Genomic DNA, 18575 nt, shown 5'->3' with positions numbered 1-18575 from the left:
TCACCCACCCGCTCCGGCGCCACCCGTACCCGCCGAGGGGATCCCCGTCATGCCCCAAGAACAACCGCCCCTGCTCACGATGCACGGCATCACCAAGTCCTTCCCCGGCGTCCGCGCCCTCGACGGCGTCGACCTGGAAGTCGCCCCCGGCGAAGTCCACTGCCTCCTCGGCCAGAACGGCGCCGGCAAGTCCACCCTCATCAAGGTCCTCGCCGGCGCCCACCAGCCCGACGCGGGCCGGATCACCTGGAACGGCGAACCCGTCCGGCTCCGCTCCCCGAGCGCCGCCGTCCGCCTCGGCATCGCCACCATCTACCAGGAACTCGACCTCGTCGAAGGACTCTCCGTCGCCGAGAACGTCCACCTCGGCCACGAGCCCACCACCGCCGGCTTCGTCCGGGGCCGTACCGCCCGCACCGCCACCGCCGCCCTCCTCGCACGGCTCGGCCACCCCGAGATCGACCCGGACCGGCACCTCCGCGAACTCTCCGCCGCCCAGCGGCAGATCGTCTCCATGGCCCGGGCCCTCTCCCACGACGTCCGCCTCATCGTCATGGACGAACCCTCCGCCGCCCTCGACCCCGACGAGGTCGCCAACCTCTTCCGGATCGTCGCCGACCTCACCGCCGACGGGGTCGCCGTCGTCTACATCTCCCACCGACTGGAGGAGATCCGCCGCATCGGCGACCGCGTCACCGTCCTCAAGGACGGCCGGGCCGTCGCCCGCGGACTGCCCGCCACGACCCCCACCCGGGACGTCGTCGCCCTCATGACCGGCCGGGACGTCCCGTACGTCTTCCCCGAACGGCCCGTCCGCCCGCCCACCGCCGCACCCGTCCTCCAGGTCCAAGGCCTCACCAGAAAAGGCGAGTTCGATCCCGTCGACCTCGAACTCCGCCCCGGGGAGATCGTCGGCCTCGCCGGACTCGTCGGCTCCGGCCGCTCCGAGATCCTGGAGACGGTCTACGGGGCACGGCGACCCACCGCGGGACGCGTCCTCGTCGACGGCCGGCCCCTGCGCCCCGGCAGCGTCCCCGCCGCCGTCCGCGCCGGCCTCGGCCTCGCCCCCGAGGAACGCAAGGCACAGGGCCTGCTCCTCCTCGAATCCGTCACCCGCAACGTCTCCGTCTCCTCCCTCGCCCGCTTCTCCTGGGGCGGCTGGCTCGACCGCGCCGCCGAACGCGAGGCCGCCCGCGCCGCCACCCGTACGCTCTCGCTCCGCCCCGACCGGCCCGAGGCCCGCGTCCGCACCCTCTCCGGCGGCAACCAGCAGAAGGCCGTCCTCGCCCGCTGGCTGCTCCGCGGCTGCCGCGTCCTCCTCCTCGACGAACCCACCCGCGGCGTCGACGTCGGCGCCCGCGCCGAGCTCTACGCCGTCATCCGCCGACTCGCCGACGACGGCCTCGCCGTCCTCCTCGTCTCCAGCGAGGTACCCGAGGTCCTCGGCCTCGCCGACCGCGTCCTGGTCCTCCGCGAAGGCCGCGTCGTGCACACGGCGCCCGCCCGCGACCTCGACGAACACCGCGTACTCGACCTCGTGATGGAAGGGAGCCCGACCGCATGACCCTCACCACCCCGGCCAAGGCCCCGGCCGAGGAAAGCCGTTGGCGGGCACTCGGCCTCAAGGCCGACGTCCGCAACCTGTCCCTGCTCGGCGTCCTGGCCGTCCTGATCACCGTCGGCGGCCTCACCCGGCCCGCCGAGTTCCTCGCCGGCTCCAACCTCCAACTCGTCCTGACCCAGGCCTCCGTCATCGGCGTCGTCACCGTCGGCATGACCTTCGTCATCACGAGCGGAGGCATCGACCTGTCCGTCGGCGCGATCGTCGCCCTCGCCTCCGTCTGGGCCACCACCCTCGCCACCCAGGAGTTCGGCTTCGCCGGCATCCTCTTCACGGCCGTCGTCGTCGGCGTGGGCTGCGGGCTCGTGAACGGCGTCCTCATCGCCTACGGCGGCATGGTCCCCTTCATCGCCACCCTGGCCATGCTCGCCTCGGCCCGCGGCCTCGCCCTCCAGATCACCGACGGCCGCACCCAGATCGTCACCGTCGACTCCGTCCTCGACCTCGGCATCCCCGACGCCTACATCCTCGGCATCCCGCCGCTGGTCCTCGTCTTCGCCGCCGTCACCGGCGCCGGCTGGCTCCTGCTCAACCGCACCACCTTCGGCCGCCGCACGGTCGCCGTCGGCGGCAACCCCGAGGCCGCCCGCCTCGCCGGCATCGACGTCCGCCGCCAGCGCCTCCTCCTCTACGTCCTCTCCGGACTGTGCTGCGGCGTCGCCGCGTTCCTGCTGATCGTCCTCGCCGGCTCCGGACAGAACACCAACGGCAACCTGTACGAACTGGACGCCATCGCCGCCGCCATCATCGGCGGCACCCTCCTCAGCGGCGGCCGCGGCACCATCGTCGGCTCGGTCCTCGGCGTCCTCGTCTTCACCACGATCACCAACATCTTCGCCCTGAACAACCTGCAGAGCGACGTCCAGCAGATCGCCAAGGGCGCCATCATCGTCGCCGCCGTCCTCGTCCAGCGCCGCTCGGCCCGCGACGGCGACACCTGACGACCCCCCTTCCCCTCCCCGGCGCCCCCTTCCCCCTCCCTGACGCCCCCTTCCCCCCTCCCTGACGACCCCCTCCACCCCTTGCGCGCACCACCCTCTCCAGAAGGGATCCACCGCCATGCCCGAAACCAGCCGCAGACACCTCCTCCTCGGCGGCGCGGCCGTCTCCGCCGGTGCCGTCCTCACCGCCTGCACGAGCAACGAGCCCAAGAACCAGACACCCGCCGCGAGTTCCGCCCCCGCCGCAGGCGCCGACGACAAGCCCGGCACCCCCGTCACCATCGGCTTCGCAGGACCGCAGGCCGACCACGGCTGGCTCAACGCCATCAACGAGAACGCTCAGCGGCGCGCGAAGAAGTACGCCGACGTCACCCTGGAGATCACCGAGGGCTCCAACGAGACCGCCGCCCAGATCGGCCAGGTCCAGACCCTCATCAACAAGAAGGTGGACGTCCTCGTCATCCTCCCCGCCGACGGCAAGGCCCTCACCCAGGTCGGCCTCCAGGCCATGAAGGCCGGCATCCCCGTCGTCAACCTCGACCGGATCTTCGCCTCCCCGCAGGCCTACCGCTGCTGGATCGGCGGCGACAACTACGGCATGGGCCTCAACGCCGGCCGCTTCATCGGCGAACAGCTCAAGGACAAGCCGAACGCCACCGTGATCGAACTCGCCGGCATGGACAGCCTGGAACTCACCAAACAGCGCACCCAGGGCTTCGACGACGCCCTCAAGAACTACCCCAACATCCGCAAGGTCGCCCGCCAGGCCGCCGACTTCACCGTCGAGTCCGGCCAGGCCAAGATGGCCCAACTCCTCCAAGCGCAGCCGAAGTTCGACGCCCTCTGGAACCACGACGACGACCAGGGCGTCGGAGCACTCCGCGCCATCGCCCAGGCCGGCCGCAAGGACTTCCTCATGGTCGGCGGCGCCGGAGCCAAGTCCGCCATGGACGCCATCAAGGCCGACGACGGCGTCCTCAAGGCCACCGTCCTCTACCCGCCCACCATGGCCGCCTCCGCCATCGACCTCGCCCGCGCCCTCGGTCAGAAGAAGGGCATCAGCGGCATGGCCGAGCTGGAGATCCCCGCCTCGATCACCCTCTACTCGGCCGTCGTCACCAAGGAGAACGTCGACGAGTACCTGCCCACCGGCTTCAGCTGACCGGCCCCGGCGGCCCGACCGCCCCCGGGGGAGCAGGACCTCGCCGCACCACGAAACGGAGGAACCGAATGGACACGACGGAGAGCGGGGCCGCACCGCCGACGCTCGGCGTCGGCATGGTCGGCTACGCGTTCATGGGCGCCGCCCACTCACAGGGCTGGCGCACCGCGGGCCGCGCCTTCGACCTGCCGCTGCGCCCCGTCCTCGCCGCCGTCGCCGGACGCGACCCCGACGCCGTCAGGGCCGCCGCCCGCCGCCACGGCTGGGCCGCCGCCGAGACCGACTGGCGCGCCCTGATCGCCCGCGACGACGTCCAGCTCGTCGACGTCTGCACCCCGGGCGACAGCCATGCCGAGATCGCCGTCGCCGCCCTGGAGGCCGGCAAGCACGTCCTGTGCGAGAAACCGCTCGCCAACTCGGTCGCCGAGGCCGAGACGATGGCCGCGGCCGCCGCGGCCGCCGCCGCCCGCGGCCAGATCGCCATGGTCGGCTTCAACTACCGCCGGGTGCCGGCCCTTTCGTACGCCCGGCAGCTCGTCGCGGACGGCCGCCTCGGCGAGCTGCGGCACGTCCGCGTCACCTACCTCCAGGACTGGCTCGTCGACCGTGGCTTCCCGCTGACCTGGCGCCTGGAACGCGAACACGCAGGCTCGGGCGCCCTCGGGGACCTCGGCGCGCACGCCGTCGACCTCGCCCAGTACCTGGTGGGGGAGCCGCTCGTCGGGGTGTCGGCGCTCACCGAGACCTTCGTACGGAAGCGTCCCCTGCTCGCGGGCGCCGCCGCGGGCGGCCTCGCCGGGGGAGCGGGCTCGGAGGCGTACGGGCAGGTCACGGTCGACGACGCGGCCCTGTTCACCGGGCGACTCGCCTCCGGGGCGCTCGCCTCCTTCGAGGCCACCCGGATGGCGGCCGGCCGCAAGAACGCGCTGCGGCTGGAGCTCAACGGCGAGAAGGGCTCACTCGCCTTCGACCTGGAACGGCTCAACGAATTGTCCTTCCACGACCACACCGAGCCCGCCGTCTCCGCCGGCTTCCGCCGCATCCTCGTGACCGAACCCGACCACCCGTACCTGGAGGGCTGGTGGCCCCCCGGTCACGGACTCGGCTACGAGCACACCTTCGCCCACCAGGCCCGCGACCTGGTCCTCGCCATCGCGAGCGGCACCGCCCCCGCACCTTCCTTCGCGGACGGCCTCCAGGTCCAGCGGGTCCTGGCAGCGGTGGAGGACAGCGCCCGGAACAACGCCGTCTACACCCCCGTACCCGCCCCCGTACTCACATCCCTGCCCACGCCCCTGCCCGCACCCGCATCGAGCTAGGAGGTGCCCGACCGTGCCCCGACCCTTCACGCTGTTCACCGGCCAATGGGCCGACCTGCCCCTGGAGGAGGTCTGCCGGCTCGCCCGCGACTTCGGCTACGACGGACTCGAACTCGCCTGCTGGGGCGATCACTTCGAAGTCGACAAAGCCCTCGCCGACCCCGCGTACGTCAAGGGCAGGCGCGAACTACTCGACGCGTACGGGCTGAAGTGCTGGGCGATCTCCAACCACCTGGTGGGGCAGGCCGTCTGTGACCATCCGATCGACGAACGCCACCAGGCGATCGTGCCCGCCCGGATCTGGGGCGACGGCGACGCCGAGGGTGTACGGCGGCGGGCGGCGCGCGAACTCGCCGACACCGCGCGGGCCGCGGCGGCCCTCGGTGTCGACACCGTCATCGGCTTCACCGGCTCCTCCATCTGGCACCTCGTGGCGATGTTTCCGCCGGTGCCCGAGCGCATGATCGAGCGCGGCTTCGAGGACTTCGCGGAGCGCTGGAACCCGATCCTCGACGTCTTCGACGCCGAAGGCGTGCGCTTCGCCCACGAGGTCCACCCCAGCGAGATCGCCTACGACTACTGGACCACCCAGCGAGCCCTGGAGGCCGTCGACCGCCGCCCGGCCTTCGGGCTCAACTTCGACCCGAGCCACTTCGTGTGGCAGGACCTCGACCCCGTCGGCTTCCTGTGGGACTTCCGCGACCGGATCTACCACGTCGACTGCAAGGAGGCCCGCAAGCGCCTCGACGGCCGCAACGGGCGGCTCGGCTCCCACCTGCCCTGGGGCGACCCGCGGCGCGGCTGGGACTTCGTCTCCGCCGGGCACGGCGACGTGCCCTGGGAGGACGTCTTCCGGATGCTCCGGTCGATCGGCTACGCGGGGCCCGTCTCGGTGGAGTGGGAGGACGCCGGAATGGACCGCCTGACCGGGGCCCCCGAGGCACTCGCCCACCTCAAGCGGTACGACTTCGACCCGCCCGCCGCCTCCTTCGACGCGGCCTTCGGGAACGCCGACTGAACTGAACGCGCAGGTCCACGCCCGGCGGCGACACCGCCGCCGGGCCGGGCCGTGCTGCCCGCACACGCCTTTGTCCACTGGCGGGAGAAAGTTCACGCCTCCTCGTGCACAAGGGCTTTGCGACCCGGACGAACACCGCTACGGTCCCAGACGTACCTGATGTGTACATGACGTAACGCGACGTGAATGTCGACCCGGACGGCGTGACGGCGCACGCCCACCCCCGGACACCACGGCACCCACCCCTCCCCGCGCCCCCAACGGCACGGAGAACCCCGTACGACCGGCCCCCCTTCCCGGAGGACACTCGTGCACACACAACGACGGCCCCGCACCAGGACCCCGCTCGCCGGACGCCCCCTCTTGGGGAAGCCCCTCGCCCTGCTCACCGGCGGCCTGCTCGCCCTCACCGCCCTCACCCTCGGCGCCCCCACCGGCCACGCCGCCGACACGGACACCACCACTTCCGCCTCGGCTGCCGCTGCCGCTGCCGAGGACTTCCAGCAGGTCACCCTCGCCAAGGGCGCCGCAGAAGTCGGCGAACCCATGTCCCTCGCCGTACTCCCCGACCGCAGCGTCCTGCACACCTCCCGCAACGGCGAACTCCGCCGCACCGACGCCGCCGGCAACACCACCGTCATCGGCACCGTCCCCGTCTACTCCCACGACGAAGAGGGCCTCCAAGGCATCGGCCTCGACCCGGACTTCGCCCGCAACCACGCCATCTACCTCTACTACGCCCCACCCCTCACCACCCCCGCCGGCGACGCCCCCAACGACGGCACCCCCGCCGAGCTCGCGAAGTTCGACGGCGTCAACCGCCTCTCCCGCTTCACCCTGAAAGCCGACCTCACCCTCGACAACGCCAGCGAGAAGAAGGTCATCGACATCCCCGCCACCCGCGGCATCTGCTGCCACGTCGGCGGAGACATCGACTTCGACGCCCAGGGCAACCTCTACCTGTCGACCGGCGACGACTCCAACCCCTTCGCCTCCGACGGCTTCACCCCCATCGACGAACGCCCCGGCCGCAACCCCGCGTTCGACGCCCGCCGCACCTCCGGCAACACCAACGACCTCCGCGGCAAGATCCTCCGTATCAAGGTCGCCGACGACGGCACGTACACCGTCCCCGCCGGCAACCTCTTCGCCCCGGGCACCGACAAGACCAGGCCCGAGATCTACGCCATGGGCTTCCGCAACCCTTTCCGCTTCAGCGTCGACAAGGCCACCGGCATCCTCTACGTCGGCGACTACGGCCCCGACGCCGGCGCCGCCGACCCCGCCCGCGGCCCCGCCGGACAGGTCGAGTTCGCCCGTGTCACCAAGCCCGCAAACTTCGGCTGGCCCTTCTGCACCGGCGACAACGAGCCCTACGTCGACTACGACTTCGCCACCGGCACCTCCGGCGCCACCTTCGACTGCGGAGCCCTCAAGAACGACTCGCCGCACAACACCGGCCTCGTCGACCTGCCCCCCGCCGAACCCGCCTGGATCCCCTACAACGGCGACTCCGTACCCGAGTTCGGCACCGGCTCCGAATCACCCATGGGCGGCCCCGTCTACCGGTACGACCCCGCCAACACCTCCCCGGTGAAGTTCCCCGAGGCCTACGACGGCGACTTCTTCGCCGGCGAGTTCGGCCGCCGCTGGATCAAGCGCGTCGACCAGAACACCGACGGCACCGTCCAGTCCATCAACCCCGTGCCCTGGACCGGCACCCAGATCATGGACATGGCCTTCGGGCCCGACGGAGCCCTCTACGTCCTCGACTACGGAACCGCCTGGTTCGGCGGCGACGACAACTCCGGCCTCTACCGCATCGAAAACGCCACCGGAGGCCGCTCACCCGTCGCCGAAGCGACCGCGAACAAGACCTCCGGCACCGCACCCCTCAAGGTCGCCTTCTCCTCCGCCGGAACCACCGACGCCGACGGCGAACCCCTCACCTACACCTGGGACTTCGGCGACGGCACCACCGCCACCACCGCCAACCCCACCCACACCTACCGCACAAACGGCACCTACACCGCCACCGTCACCGCCCACGACCCCACCGGCCGCACCGGATCCGCCTCCGCCCACATCGTCGTCGGCAACACCGCACCCAAGGTCGACCTCCAACTCCCCGCAGAAGGAGCCCTCTTCGCCTTCGGCGACGAAGTCCCCTTCAAGGTGACCGTCACCGACCCCGAAGACGCCGCCACAGGCCCCATCGACTGCGCCAAGATCAAGGTCACCTACGTCCTCGGCCACGACAGCCACGGCCACCCCGTCACCTCCGCCAACGGCTGCACCGGCACCATCAAGACCTCCGCCGACGGCGGCCACGACGACGACGCCAACATCTTCGCCGTCTTCACCGCCGAGTACACCGACGGCGGAGGCGGCGGACAAGCCGCCCTCACCGGCCGCGACCAGGCCAAACTCCAGCCCCGCCACCGCCAGGCCGAACACTTCGACAGCCAGGACGGCATCCGCACCTACGACAAGACCCAGGCCAACGGCGGCCGCACCGTCGGCGACATCAACGACGGCGACTGGATCGCCTTCACCCCGTACAACCTCACCGGCGCCACCGAACTCACCGCCCGCGTCTCCTCCGGCGGCACCGGCGGCTACCTCGAAGTCCGCACCGGCTCACCCACCGGCCCCCTCCTCGGCTCCACCACCGTCCCCGTCACCGGCAGCTGGGAGACCTTCCAGGACGTCGACGTCCCCCTCCGCGCCGTACCCCGCAAGACCACCCAGCTCTACCTCGTCTTCAAGGGCGGCACCGGCGCGCTCTACGACCTCGACGACTTCACCATCTCCAGCACCCCCGCCGACCGCACCGCCAAACGCGTCCTCGTCTTCTCCAAGACCGCCGGCTTCCGCCACGACTCCATCCCCACCGGCATCACCGCCCTCAAGGAACTCGGCGCCGCACACGGCATCACCGTCGACGCCACCGAAGAACCACGCCAGTTCACCACCAACAACCTCGCCCGCTACGACGCCGTCGTCTTCCTCTCCACCACCGGCGACGTCCTCGACACCGACCAGCAGACCGCCTTCGAGAACTACGTCTCCCAAGGCGGCGGCTACCTCGGCGTCCACGCCGCCGCCGACACCGAATACGACTGGAGCTTCTACGGCGGCCTCGTCGGCGCACACTTCCAGTCCCACCCCCAGATCCAGCCCGCCACCGTACGCGTCGAAGACCACACCCACCCCGCCACCGCCCACCTCGACGGCCCCTGGCAGCGCACCGACGAGTGGTACAACTACCGCACCAACCCCCGCGGTCAGGCCCGCATCCTCGCCACCCTCGACGAGACCACCTACCAGGGCGGCACCATGAAGGGCGACCACCCCATCGCCTGGTGCCAGAGCTACGGCGGCGGCCGCTCCTTCTACACCGGCGGCGGCCACACCAAGGAGTCGTACGCCGAACCCGCCTTCCGACAGCACCTGTCGGGCGGACTCCAGTACGCCACCGGCCAGGTCAAGGCCGACTGCCGACCCCAGACCGGAAGCCGCAGCCTCTTCAACGGCGCGACCACCGAAGGCTGGAAGCAGGCCGGACCCGGCGCCTTCGACGTCACCGACGGCGAACTCCGTACCACCGGCGGCATGGGCCTCCTCTGGTACCAGGCCAAGGAATTCCGGTCGTACTCCCTCACCCTCGACTGGAAACTCACCGGCGACGACAACTCCGGCATCTTCGTCGGATTCCCCGCCTCCGACGACCCCTGGTCGGCCGTGAACAACGGCTACGAGATCCAGATCGACGCCACCGACACCGCCGACCGCACCACCGGAGCCGTCTACGGCTTCAAGTCGGCCAACCTCACCGCCCGCGACCGCGTCCTCCGCCCGCCCGGCCAGTGGAACACGTACGAGATCCGCGTCCAGGGCGAACGCCTCCAGGTCATCCTCAACGGCGTCAAGATCAACGACTTCACCAACACCGACCCCGCCCGCTCCCTCACCACCGGCCACATCGGCATCCAGAACCACGGAGCCGCGGACCGGGCGGCCTTCCGCAACATCCAGATCAGGGAGCTCTCCTCCTGACCGCCCTCTGACCACCCCCACCGGACGACGGTGGGCGGGGCCGCCGTACCCGCCCACCGTCCCCCACCCCACACACCACCCCCGCAGGACGAGCAGGGAGGCCGTCGACATGCCCACCGGACACCGCACGGGAATCTGGCTCATCGGCGCGCGAGGATCCGTCGCCACCACCACCGTGGCCGGCTGCGCCGCCCTCGTCGCCGGACTCCACCCACCCACCGGCATGGCCACCGAGACACCCGACCTCGCCGACGCCGGCCTCCCACCACTCGCCACACTCGTCTTCGGCGGCCACGACACCACCGACTTCCCCCTCCCCAAACGGGCCGAACAGCTCACCACCGCCGGAGTCCTCCCGTACGGCCTGGCGAGCGCCGTCACCGCCGAACTCGAAGCCGCCGACCGGGAGATCCGCCCCGGCGGCCCCCTCCCCGGCGACACCCGCACCGACGAACAGCTCGTCACCGCCTTCACCGCCGACCTGACGGACTTCCGGGAACGCATTGGCCTGGACCGCGTCGTGGTCGTCAATGTGGCCTCCACGGAGCCGGCGTCGGGGGGCGTCGGGCTCCCACCCAGCAGCCTCTACGCCGCCGCCGCGCTCCGCGCGGGCTGCCCGTACGTCAACTTCACCCCGTCCACCGGACTCCGCCACCCCGCACTCGCCGCACCGCTCGCGGCGAGCGGACTGCCCCACGCCGGTCGCGACGGCAAGACCGGACAGACCCTCCTGCGGGCCGTCCTCGCCCCGATGTTCCTCCAGCGCGCCCTGACCGTACGCGCCTGGTCCGGCAGCAACCTCCTCGGCGGCGGCGACGGAGCGGCCCTCGCCGACCCGGCGGCCGCCGCCGCCAAGAACGCCGGGAAGGAACGCGTCCTCACCGACACCCTCGGCGGCGCGGTCGAAGGACAGGTCCACATCGACGACGTCCCCGCCCTGGGGGAGTGGAAGACCGCCTGGGACCACATCGCCTTCGACGGCTTCCTCGGCACCCGCATGATCCTCCAGACCCTCTGGCAGGGCTGCGACTCCGCCCTCGCCGCACCCCTCGTCCTGGACCTCGCCCGCCTCACCGCCCGCGCCCACGAGAGGGGCCTCACCGGCTCCCTCGACGACCTCGCCTTCTACTTCAAGGACCCCGAAGGCACCCCTCCCGCCTCCCTCGCGGCCCAGTACACCCGCCTCGTCAGCTTCGGCAGGACCCTGAGCACGACACACGCCACGGACACGCCCCCACCCGGACAAGAGCCGACGCCCGAAGCAGCCCCGACGCCAGGGGTACGACGATGACGACCCGCGCGACCGGCGGCCCGAGGGCCTGGGCGGAACTCCTCCGCGTCTCGGCGCTTGCCTCCGTACCCGGCGACGTCCTCGCCGGGGCGGCCGCCGCCGGCTCGCGCCCCGGGCGCGGCACGCTGTGGGCGATCGCCGCGTCCCTCTGCCTGTACGAGGCGGGCATGGCACTCAACGACTGGGCCGACCGCGACGAGGACGCCGCCGAACGCCCGCACCGCCCGCTGCCCTCAGGCCGCATCACCCCCGCCGCCGCCCTCGCGGCCTCGGCCGCCCTGACGGCGACCGGCCTCGGCCTCGCCTCCCGCGCCAGCCGCCCGGCCCTCGCGGTCGCCACCGCCCTCGCCACCACCGTCTGGGTCTACGACCTCGGCCTCAAGCACACTCCGGCGGGCCCGGCCACGATGGCGACCGCCCGAGCCCTCGACCTCCTCCTCGGCGCCACGGCCACCACCGACCCGCCGCGCCGCGCCCTCCGCTCGCTCCCCGCCGCTCTGCCCGCCGCCGCTCTCCTCGGCGCCCACACCTACGCCGTCACCGCCGTCTCCCGCCACGAGACCCACGGCGGCTCGACCCGCACCCCGCTCGCGGCGCTCGCCGTGACCCTGGCGGTGGCCGGGACGGTATCGAGCCGCGCGAAACAATCCCCTCCCTCCGGGGCCCCCGCCCCCCGCCCCCGCCCCACCCTCCCCCCTCCCCGCCTCGGCCCCCTCCTCGCCCTGGCCTACGCCCGCACCCCCGCCACCCACCTCCTGCATGCGGCGCTCAACCCCTCCGCGGCGCTCACCGAGCGGGCCGTCGGCGGCGGGATACGGGCGACGATCCCGCTCCAGGCCGCGCTGGCCGCCCGCGCCGGAGCCCCCGGCACGGCGCTCGGGCTCCTCGGGCTCGTCCCGCTCGCCCGCGCCCTCGCCCGGAAGGTGAGCCCCACATGAGCACCGCCCCCCACCCCGGGCCCCGCCCCACACCCCGCCTCAGGCTCGGCTACGGCACCAACGGCCTCACCGACCTGCGGCTCGACGAGGCCCTCGGCCTCCTCGCCGACCTCGGCTACGACGGCGTCGGCCTGACCCTCGACCACATGCACCTCGACCCGCTCGCGCCCGACCTGGCCGCCCACACCGCCCGGGTCGGCCGGCGACTGGCCGCCCTCGGACTCGGTGTCACCGTCGAGACCGGCGCCCGCTACGTCCTCGACCCCCGCCGCAAACACGGACCGTCGCTGCTCGACGCGGACCCCCAGGACCGGGCCGCCCGCACCCGGCTGCTGCTCCGGGCCGTCAGGGTCGCGGCCGACCTCGGCGCACACGCCGTGCACTGCTTCAGCGGCACCGTCCCCGCGGACACCTCACCCGACGAGGCCTGGAAGCGGCTCACCACCTCCCTCACACCCGTCCTGGAAGCCGCAGACGCCGCCCGCGTCCCCCTCGCCGTCGAACCCGAACCGGGTCACCTCCTCGCCACCCTCGACGACTTCCACCACCTGCGCGGACTCCTCGGAGCACCCCCACCCACCGTCCTGGGCCTCACCCTCGACATCGGCCACTGCCAGTGCCTCGAACCCCTCCCTCCCGCCGACTGCGTACGGGCCGCCGCCCCCTGGGTGCACCACGTCCAGATCGAGGACATGCGCCGCGGTGTCCACGAACACCTGCCGTTCGGCGACGGAGACATCGACTTCCCGCCCGTCCTCGCCGCTCTCGCCGACCTCACCACCGCCGGCTACACCGGGCTCACCGTCGTCGAACTGCCCCGGCACTCCCACGCCGGCCCCGAAATCGCCCGCACCGCCCTCTCCTTCCTGCGGCAGGAGGCCCCGGAATGCTGACCGGCACCGCCCGCACCTGGCTGGACTCGGCACTCACCGAAGCCGCCGCCCGCACCCCCGACTGGGAATCGCACTTCGTCGCCGCCGGACGCCACTGCGGCCACACCCACGCGGACTCCGCCCGCACCCTCCTCCTCCGGACGGCCGCCGCCGACGCCGCCACACTCACCCGCCTCTACCACCACGGCGCCGCCGCCGAGCGCCGCGCCGTCCTCCTCGCCCTCCCCTCCCTCGTCCCCGGCCCCGAGGCCGTACCCCTCGTCGAGGACGCCCTGCGCACCCACGACACCACCCTCATCGCCGCCGCCCTCGGCCCCTACGCCGCCACCCACCTCACCCCCCACACCTGGCGCCACGCCCTGCTGAAATGCCTCTTCACCGGCGTCCCCGTCACCGCCGTCGCCGGCCTCGCCGAGCGCTCCGCCGGAGACACCGAACTCGCCCGGATGCTCGCCGCCCACGCCGCCGAGCTCACCGCCGCGGGCCGCCCCCTCCCCGCCGACCTGCCCCACGTCCTCGCCCTCACCGCCACCGCACCCGTCGAGGAGTCCTGATGCGCGTCTTCGACCCCCACATCCACATGACCTCGCGCACCACGGACGACTACCAGGCGATGCGCGACGCCGGCGTCCGCGCCCTCGTCGAACCCTCCTTCTGGCTCGGCCAGCCCCGCACCTCGCCCGCCTCCTTCCTCGACTACTTCGACTCGCTCCTCGGCTGGGAACCCTTCCGCGCCGCCCAGTACGGCATCACCCACCACTGCGCCCTCGCCCTCAACCCCAAGGAGGCCAACGACCCCCGCTGCACCCCCGTCCTCGACGACCTGCCCCGCTACCTCGCCAAGGACGGTGTCGTCGCCGTCGGCGAGATCGGCTACGACTCCCTGACGCCGGCCGAGGACACCGCCCTCGCCGCCCAGCTCCAGCTGGCCGCCGACCAAGGCCTGCCCGCCCTCGTCCACACCCCGCACCGCGACAAGCTCACCGGCCTGCGCCGCACCATCGACGTCGTCCGCGAGTCCGCGCTCGCCCCCGACCGCGTCCTCCTCGACCACCTCAACGAGACCACCGTCAAGGAGGCCGCCGACAGCGGCGCCTGGCTCGGCTTCTCCGTCTACCCCGACACCAAGATGGACGTGGACCGGATGGTCGCGATCCTCCGGAACCACGGGACCGCGCGGGTCCTCGTGAACTCGGCAGCCGACTGGGGCAGGAGCGACCCCCTCAAGACCCGTGCCGTCGGCGACGCCATGCTCGCCGCCGGATTCACCGACGACGACGTCGACCGGGTCCTCTGGCGCAACCCCGTCGCCTTCTACGGACTCAGCGGGCGCCTCCGGCTCGACCTCCCCTCCCCACAGGGCCTGCACGAGGGCAACTCCCTCCTCCGCGGCGGGGAATGAGGCACCCCGCATGCGCTTCCGGCACCCCGACGGCTCCACCGTCCACCTCGCGTACTGCACCAACGTCCACCCGGCCGAGACCCTCGACGGCGTCCTCGCCCAGCTCCGCGACCACTGCGAGCCCGTCCGCCGCCGCCTCGGCCGCGATCGTCTCGGCATCGGCCTCTGGCTCGCACGCGCCGCCGCCCACACCCTGACCACCGACCCGGCCTCGCTCCGCGCCCTGCGCGCCGAACTCGACCGCCGCGGCCTCGAAGTGGTCACCCTGAACGGCTTCCCCTACGAGGGCTTCGGCGCCGACGAGGTCAAGCACCGGGTCTACCAGCCCGACTGGACCCGTCCCGAACGCCTCGCCCACACCACCGACCTGGCCCGGCTCCTCGCCGCGCTCCTCCCCGAGGACGTCAGCGAGGGATCCGTCTCCACCCTGCCCCTCGCCTGGCGCACCCCCTTCGGCACCCGCGCGGCCGCCACCGCCCGCACCGCCCTGGCCACGCTCGCCACCCGCCTCGACGCACTCGAGGAGCTCACCGGACGAAGCATCCGGATCGGCCTCGAACCGGAACCCGGCTGCACCGTCGAAACGGTCGCCGACGCCGTCGCCGCGCTCAGCGGCGTACCGCGCGCCCGCATCGGCGTCTGCCTCGACACCTGCCACCTCGCGACCTCCTTCGAAGACCCACGCACCGCCCTCGACGCGCTCACCGCCGCCGGAATCGCCGTCCCCAAGGCGCAGCTCTCCGCCGCGCTCCACGCCGAACACCCGCACCTCCCCGAGGTCAGGGCCGCGCTCGGTGCCTTCGCCGAACCCCGCTTCCTCCACCAGACCCGTACGAGGACCGCCGCCGGCCTGCGGGGCACCGACGACCTCCCCGAAGCCCTCGCCACCCCCGGCGCGGGCCCCGGCCCCGGCGCCGGCCTTCCCGACGCGACGCCCTGGCGCGCCCACTTCCACGTCCCCCTCCACGCCCCACCCGCCCCTCCGCTCGACTCCACGCTTCCCGTCCTCCAGGAGACCCTCGGCCTCCTCGTCGGCGGACCCCACCCGCTCACCCGTCACCTGGAGGTCGAGACCTACACCTGGCAGGCCCTCCCTGCCGACCGTCGCCCCCGTACCCGCGCCCGGCTCGCGGACGGCATCGCCGCCGAACTGACCCTGGCCCGCGACCTGCTGACCGACCTCGGCCTCAAGGAACTGCCGTGAGCCACTCCACTGACCCCACCCCCCTCCTGGTGCTCGACGTCGTCGGCCTCACCCCACGGCTCCTCCACCACATGCCCCACCTCGCCGCCCTCGCCCGGGCCGGTTCCCAGGCGCCGCTCTCCACCGTCCTGCCCGCCGTCACCTGCACCGCCCAGACCACCTTCCTCACCGGCACCCTCCCCGCCGAACACGGCATCGTCGGCAACGGCTGGTACTTCCGCGAACTCGGCGACGTCCTGCTCTGGCGCCAGCACAACGGCCTCGTCTCCGGCGACCGCCTCTGGGACGCGGCCCGCCGCGCCCACCCCGACTACACCGTCGCCAACATCTGCTGGTGGTACGCCATGGGTGCCGACACCGACATCACCGTCACCCCCCGCCCCGTCTACTACGCCGACGGCCGCAAGGAACCCGACTGCTACACCCGGCCCCCGGCCCTCCACGACGAACTCACCGAGGAACTGGGCACCTTCCCCCTCTTCCACTTCTGGGGTCCGGGCGCCGACCTCGTCTCCAGCCGGTGGATCATCGACGCCACCCGCCACATCCTCCGCACCCGCCGCCCCGACCTCGCTCTCTGCTACCTCCCGCACCTCGACTACGACCTCCAGCGCTACGGCCCCGACGACCCGCGCTCCTTCCGGGCCGCCGCGGCCCTCGACACCGCCCTCGCCCCGCTCCTCGCCGACGCCCGCGCCGAAGGACGCACGGTCGTCGCCCTCTCCGAGTACGGCATCACCCGGGTGAACAGGCCCGTCGACATCAATCGCGCCCTGCGCCGCGCCGGGCTCCTGGAGGTCCACACCCAGGACGGCATGGAGTACCTGGACCCCATGACCTCCCGTGCGTTCGCCGTCGCCGACCACCAGATCGCGCACGTCTACGTCCGCCGCCCCGAGGACCTGCCCACGGTCCGGGACGTCCTCCTGGACCTTCCCGGCGTCGAATCGCTCCTCGACGACGAGGGGAAGAAGGAACACGGCCTCGACCACCCGCGCTCCGGCGAACTCGTCGCCCTCGCCGAGCCCGACGCCTGGTTCACGTACTACTACTGGCTCGACGACGCCCGCGCGCCCGACTTCGCCCGGCTCGTCGAGATCCACCGCAAGCCCGGCTACGACCCCGCCGAACTCTTCATGGACCCGCTCGATCCGTACGTACGGCTCAAGGCGGCCAGGGAGGTCGCCCGCAAGAAGCTCGGCATGCGCTACCGGCTCGCGGTGGTGCCCCTCGACCCCTCACCTATTCGCGGCAGCCATGGCCGCCTCCCCACGAGCGATGACGAAGGTCCGCTCATTCTGTGCTCCACCCCCCGCGCCGTAAGCGGCCGCGTCGCGGCCACCGATGTGAAGTCCCTGCTGCTCCGACTGGCCGGACTCGCGTGAGGAGCCGACCTGAATCCAGTGAAGCAGCCGCCACCGACACCCGAGGAGTTGTCCACAGATGAATCTCAGCCGCCGTACGGAAGCCGCCGACCCCGAGCTCACCCACCGGCTCAGCAGGCGCAACATGCTCGGCGTCGCCGCCGGCGCGACCGCCGCCGCCCTGCTGGGCGCGGCAGCCACCCCCGCCGCGGCCACCCCCGCGGCCCCTGCCGCCGAACCCCAGGGCAAGGGCCACGGCAGGCCGGTTCTGCCTCCCGGCCGCCTCGGCATCCAGCTCTACTCGCTGCGCGACAAGATCGCCGCCCTCGGATTCGCCGCGGTCTTCGCCGAGCTCCAGAGGTTCGGCTACGACGAGGTCGAGTACGCCGGCTACACCCAGGGCACCGGCGGCCCCCTCACACTCGCCCAACTCAAGCGCCTCACCCGTGACCACGGGCTGCGCGGCATCGGAAGCCACGTCGGCTACTACGCGAGCGACCCCGGCGCCTACACCTTCGCCCAGAACCTCGACCGGGTCCTCGACGACGCGGCAGCCCTCGGCCTGCCCCACATCGGCACCGCGTCCGGCCCCTGGCGCTACGGCGCCACCGTCGACGGCTGGAAGCGCTGCGCAGAGGAGTTCAACCGGTACGGCGCCGCGGCACGGAAGCGCGGCATGAAGTTCTACCAGCACAACCACTCAGAGGAGTTCTCCTTCGCCACCGACCGCCCCGACGTGCGGCTCTACGACGTCCTCCTCGCCGAGACCGACCCGGACCTCGTCCACCTGGAGATGGACGTCTTCTGGGCGTACGTGGGCCAGTACCGCTACTCGACGCGTCCGGACGGCACCCCCGCCCCCTTCGACCCGCTCGACTACGTCCTTGCCCAGCCACACCGCTACCCGCTGTTCCACGTCAAGGACGGCGACCGCGACGACTCCGCCGTTCCCTACGGTTACCGCATGACCGACGTCGGGGACGGGGACATCGACTACCGGCGCTTCATCTCGGCGGTCAACCGCACCCACCACGGCAGGCACGCCCACCACTGGCAGGCCGAGCGCGACAACCCGGTCGACTCGCTCGACTTCGCCCGCAGGTCCAGTGCCCACCTCCACTCCCTGCGCGAGAAGGGCCGCTGACCCACCCCTCGGGCCCCTCACAGGGGGGCCCGAGGCCGCCCGCCCACCCCTTGTACATCGCTGAACACACACTGTGCACACCACCGGGCAGTCCGGTCTGGATCATGGAGATTCCGACTGCTCCACGCCGCTGACCACGGAAAACCCTGGTGAAGGGCACCCCAAACCCCTGGTAGAGTTATCTCTGTCGCCGCGAGGGAAACCCCGAAGCGACAGACA

Annotated in this window: 14 protein-coding genes; all 14 read left to right on the top strand. The window is 72.4% G+C overall.

Features of this window, described 5'->3' with window-relative positions; all coding sequences use genetic code 11:
* Positions 1 to 49 precede the first annotated feature (49 nt).
* On the top strand, positions 50 to 1564 hold the full coding sequence (locus OG357_RS07015) for a sugar ABC transporter ATP-binding protein (RefSeq protein ID WP_329620315.1): 1515 nt from the start codon (positions 50 to 52) through the stop codon (positions 1562 to 1564).
* Positions 1561 to 2562, top strand: coding sequence for an ABC transporter permease (locus OG357_RS07010; protein ID WP_329620314.1), 1002 nt, complete (start codon positions 1561 to 1563; stop codon positions 2560 to 2562). The genes OG357_RS07015 and OG357_RS07010 overlap by 4 nt, the downstream gene beginning before the upstream one ends.
* A 118-nt stretch (positions 2563 to 2680) precedes the next feature.
* Positions 2681 to 3724: a substrate-binding domain-containing protein gene (locus OG357_RS07005; RefSeq protein ID WP_329620313.1), complete on the top strand. Its 1044-nt coding sequence runs from the start codon at positions 2681 to 2683 to the stop codon at positions 3722 to 3724.
* A gap of 68 nt (positions 3725 to 3792) precedes the next feature.
* Positions 3793 to 5043, top strand: a complete 1251-nt coding sequence (locus OG357_RS07000; protein WP_329620312.1) for a Gfo/Idh/MocA family protein — start codon at positions 3793 to 3795, stop codon at positions 5041 to 5043.
* Between the two features lie 13 nt (positions 5044 to 5056).
* On the top strand, positions 5057 to 6061 hold the full coding sequence (locus tag OG357_RS06995) for a sugar phosphate isomerase/epimerase family protein (RefSeq protein ID WP_329620311.1): 1005 nt from the start codon (positions 5057 to 5059) through the stop codon (positions 6059 to 6061).
* 309 nt (positions 6062 to 6370) lie between these two features.
* Complete coding sequence (locus tag OG357_RS06990) at positions 6371 to 10120, top strand: ThuA domain-containing protein (RefSeq protein WP_329620310.1); 3750 nt, start codon at positions 6371 to 6373, stop codon at positions 10118 to 10120.
* Positions 10121 to 10229: 109 nt separating this feature from the next.
* Positions 10230 to 11411, top strand: coding sequence for an inositol-3-phosphate synthase (locus OG357_RS06985; RefSeq protein ID WP_329620309.1), 1182 nt, complete (start codon positions 10230 to 10232; stop codon positions 11409 to 11411).
* Positions 11408 to 12349: an SCO3242 family prenyltransferase gene (locus OG357_RS06980; RefSeq protein ID WP_329620308.1), complete on the top strand. Its 942-nt coding sequence runs from the start codon at positions 11408 to 11410 to the stop codon at positions 12347 to 12349. The genes OG357_RS06985 and OG357_RS06980 overlap by 4 nt, the downstream gene beginning before the upstream one ends.
* Positions 12346 to 13242, top strand: coding sequence for a sugar phosphate isomerase/epimerase family protein (locus tag OG357_RS06975; RefSeq protein ID WP_329620307.1), 897 nt, complete (start codon positions 12346 to 12348; stop codon positions 13240 to 13242). Before OG357_RS06980 ends, OG357_RS06975 begins: the two co-directional genes overlap by 4 nt.
* Complete coding sequence (locus OG357_RS06970; RefSeq protein WP_329620306.1) at positions 13236 to 13796, top strand: EboA domain-containing protein; 561 nt, start codon at positions 13236 to 13238, stop codon at positions 13794 to 13796. The genes OG357_RS06975 and OG357_RS06970 overlap by 7 nt, the downstream gene beginning before the upstream one ends.
* Positions 13796 to 14644, top strand: a complete 849-nt coding sequence (locus tag OG357_RS06965; protein ID WP_329620305.1) for a TatD family hydrolase — start codon at positions 13796 to 13798, stop codon at positions 14642 to 14644. Before OG357_RS06970 ends, OG357_RS06965 begins: the two co-directional genes overlap by 1 nt.
* Positions 14645 to 14654: 10 nt before the next feature.
* Positions 14655 to 15848 carry a metabolite traffic protein EboE gene (gene eboE / locus OG357_RS06960; RefSeq protein WP_329620304.1) on the top strand — a complete coding sequence of 398 codons (1194 nt, stop codon included), beginning with the start codon at positions 14655 to 14657 and terminating at the stop codon, positions 15846 to 15848.
* The gene (locus tag OG357_RS06955; protein WP_329620303.1) at positions 15845 to 17233 is read left to right on the top strand and encodes a nucleotide pyrophosphatase/phosphodiesterase family protein; all 1389 of its coding nucleotides are present in this window, start codon (positions 15845 to 15847) and stop codon (positions 17231 to 17233) included. The genes eboE and OG357_RS06955 overlap by 4 nt, the downstream gene beginning before the upstream one ends.
* A 58-nt stretch (positions 17234 to 17291) precedes the next feature.
* Positions 17292 to 18356: a sugar phosphate isomerase/epimerase family protein gene (locus tag OG357_RS06950; RefSeq protein WP_329620302.1), complete on the top strand. Its 1065-nt coding sequence runs from the start codon at positions 17292 to 17294 to the stop codon at positions 18354 to 18356.
* Positions 18357 to 18575: the final 219 nt, after the last annotated feature.

Source organism: Streptomyces sp. NBC_01255, assembly GCF_036226445.1.
GTDB lineage: Bacteria > Actinomycetota > Actinomycetes > Streptomycetales > Streptomycetaceae > Streptomyces.
The sequence above is the reverse complement of the archived record's forward strand: the minus strand, read 5'-3'. Positions and strand labels throughout refer to the sequence as shown.